Raw genomic sequence first — 3,228 nt, 5'->3', positions numbered from 1 at the left:
ATCAGAAACAGTCCTCAGAACCCCTCAAACGCTCTTAGCGAAGATTTTGGACACTTGATCAAGGCAATATGCTTCCATACGGCCTTGTAAGTTTGTGACGCTTTCAGAGCGAATCTCAGCTCGAATTAACATCGTTCAAACTCACCCTAAAAGCACACCGTAACGGCTAAAAGTAAACTAAATCAGCATTTCGAATTACGAATCTCGAGTGTGATTCGAATGATGTTGTAAATCGCATAACCAAGAATCAATAAAACTAAGACGATGGAATCATCCGGTGCGCTAGACATAGTAAAACCTCACAAGAAATGGCGTAACTCAAGCATAAAACAGCTTCAAAGAATCGAGAATAAAATGAGATCGTTCTTTTCCATAAAATGGACGAAGTTCTTTAATGGAAAGAACGATCCGACAAACGAACGAAGTAAGCGCGTCAGAAAGAACCTTGAAGCGACACTGCAGACCGGCTTTTTTTTCAGACGTCTAAAAAATGCGAATCCTGATAATCAAATAACGAACACAAAACTCGAGGTGCGCCTCTCTACTTTTCGTTTCCTAAATCAATCGCGATCAGCGTCCCCCTCCGAGGGGATTTAATTGTTATGTGGGAATGAAAGTGCTCTATAAGCGTTAAGAAATTCAATCACTGAAAGTGCCGAACTGGAGAGGGAAATTGCTAATTTTAGTGCATGCTCTTGGGATGCGTTGAGTAGGCGAGACCAAGTGATTCTGGTTGGATGAAAAGGCTGAATTAAGCCAGGGAGGAACGACCTGCGAAAATACAAACTATTTCACCCTCTAGAAGTGCTTGGTCGCGCGTAGCGCTACGCATCCTAGGTCTTAGAAACATGTTTCTAAGCTGCTCTTTTATTTTATCTTTTTTGGCATTGTAGTGGACTAGTTTTGTGGACCTATTCAGCGGACTAAGCCAGTCCAGAAGGGGAGTCCACTAAAAGAGTCCCCAGAAATAGCGTAAAAAGTGAGTGAGAATAAGCTCACACAGAAAAATCAAAAAAACCGATATGTGAAACCGATATGACCATATATCAGTTCTACATATCGGTTTCATATATCGGTAAAAGCTATGAGGGGAATAAATTCACACGGGGGTAAAGGGGGCGTTAGCGCCCCTTTACAGCTCACAGAGAAACGAGCGTAGCAAGTGCACTCTGTGTATGCTGGCTTAAAACAAAAGCGCGAGATTAGGTTAGCATAAAAATTGAGCTAAAGAAGAATAGAAAAATATATATACGGGGACAGTGCCAAAGATTGGTATTAAGTGGCATTCCGCTTGCTCGGTGTTCGAACGCTTCGCTTACACACACACTGCGCCGAGCGGTGAGAATAGAACAATAAAATCCAAAGGAATAAGGCTAAGGCTAGAAAGCAAAACAGCCCTAAAAAGGGCTGTTATCTGATAAGGCTTATCCAGTGCAAATTTTTAAATATTTCCAGACTTCTTCCAGTTGTAGTACGTTCTTCGACTAACCCCTAAATTTTCCCACGGCTTCACTTGAGCCTCGGAGCCTTGTACTGGTTTTCTTTTAGATACTTTCCCACCTTTAGCCCCTTTCTTAGCTTGGCTCTGACGGAACTTCTCAGGCGTGAACTCTCGATACGTCCAGTTAGCGATCGACTTCGCTATCGCTTTAACTTCTGATACAGGTAAAGGCACTTTAAATTGGGCGTTAATGGCTTCCACTTGGTCGTAAACAGCCAAATTCCACTGACGCTTGTAGTTAGGCGCCCAGTATTCCCGAATCGCCTTATAGCTCCACTGACGAACCGTATCAAACAACTCACAATTACGACCAAGACCTGATACTTCGCTACCACGTAACGGGTGGCCTTTCAGATCGAGATATTCTGCCAGTTCATCGAGTGTGTATTCGTACTCTGTCCAGAACTCATTTTGCCAATGTGGGTGCAGTGGATTTTTCGTCAGTAGTCCTGCGAATCCACGATCCGCTTTCATACGCTCAATCATCGCGGACTCAATTGCAGCAGCGTAGCGAATTGGTTCACTATGCGCGATATCAGACGTACAGAATGGAATTTTCAAGCGATACGCAATGTGTGCGTGTGCATTCTCTGGGTTTTTGCTCGTCCAATATGGCGTTGGAAGATCGTTGTCGTACCAAGCCAACACACCACCTTGTCGATCAATATCAAAGACAAGGTACGTGACCAACTTCGGTTGGTTCACTTGCAGATATTTTTTCTTAATCGCAGTACTTTTTGGGCGTATGTAAGTGACACCGAGTTCATCGGTGCAATACGGCTTATGGGGAAACGTCTCGATTAGATCGAGTTGAAATGCGTTTGATTGCTGAGTCTTCAAACAACACCGCGCTTATGGCGGTAAGTTGTGACTTGTGAATGGCTAGTCATTTGGTATACTTTCCTTAGCATTATTGCTGGGCCCTGACTTCTCGCTGTCCGCCAAGATTAGACGAGATTCGGGGCTTTGTTTTATCTAGAGTTAATCTTACTCCTCAATACCTTACTTCGCAATTTCCCTTCGCTTTTCTTGCTTTCAGGCACAAAAAAGACCGCTATCGCGACCTTTCGAGAATCATTGTTCTACCGAAACACTGCACTTCGCACTAAGTGACGTTACGTTAAATGCCCATCAAATCAGGCTGAGTTACTCAATTTACTCATTATGTTTTGGAACCTTTTTTCATTATCAATATCCATAAAAGCCCGAACTTCAATTGGGTTATTATAGTAAGAATCATATGCATTAGATAAATCAATAGGCCAAAACCTATTCGAGTCCTTATCATACATAATGTTTCCAGAATGAAGATCACCATGAATTATGCCAACATCATTCAAATCAGATATCATCTGAAGAAATAAATCACGCGCATTAACAGGCAATTCAGATGGTTCACATTTAGCCAAAGTTTTGCCCGGAACTTCTAACATCCTCAAATAAACCCCATGCTCTTTTTCAACAACCACAGCGGCTCTTTCTCCATACACACGTTGAAACAAACTACATTCTTCCTGTGCGAGATTTTTTGGAAATCGGCTAATGTCTTTTAATACAAATCCGTCATGATCAATGTCTCTTCTAACCTCACCACAGAGCCCAGATCCTAACAAAGCTCCCTCTTCTCGAGCTTTGGGTAAATTCAAAGAGAGGCCAAGCTTGGGGCGCCTCTTTTTTTGAGATACAGAAGAAATATTGCTTGCCAAATCAATCCCACTACTTTGACC

General features: G+C 42.6%; 2 protein-coding genes. Both read right to left on the bottom strand.

The window, feature by feature from the left end:
• Positions 1–1,441: 1,441 nt before the first annotated feature.
• A complete protein-coding gene (locus ACSHXM_RS21380; protein WP_102482871.1) occupies positions 1,442–2,341 on the bottom strand; it encodes a replication initiation protein in 900 nt (299 codons plus the stop codon).
• Between the two features lie 296 nt (positions 2,342–2,637).
• The coding region (locus ACSHXM_RS21375; RefSeq protein WP_435692373.1) for an OspG family effector kinase at positions 2,638–3,228 on the bottom strand (591 nt) is incomplete at its 5' end.

It is taken from the genome of Paraglaciecola sp., from assembly GCF_051252315.1.
In the GTDB taxonomy this organism is placed as follows: domain Bacteria; phylum Pseudomonadota; class Gammaproteobacteria; order Enterobacterales; family Alteromonadaceae; genus Paraglaciecola.
The sequence above is the reverse complement of the archived record's forward strand: the minus strand, read 5'-3'. Positions and strand labels throughout refer to the sequence as shown.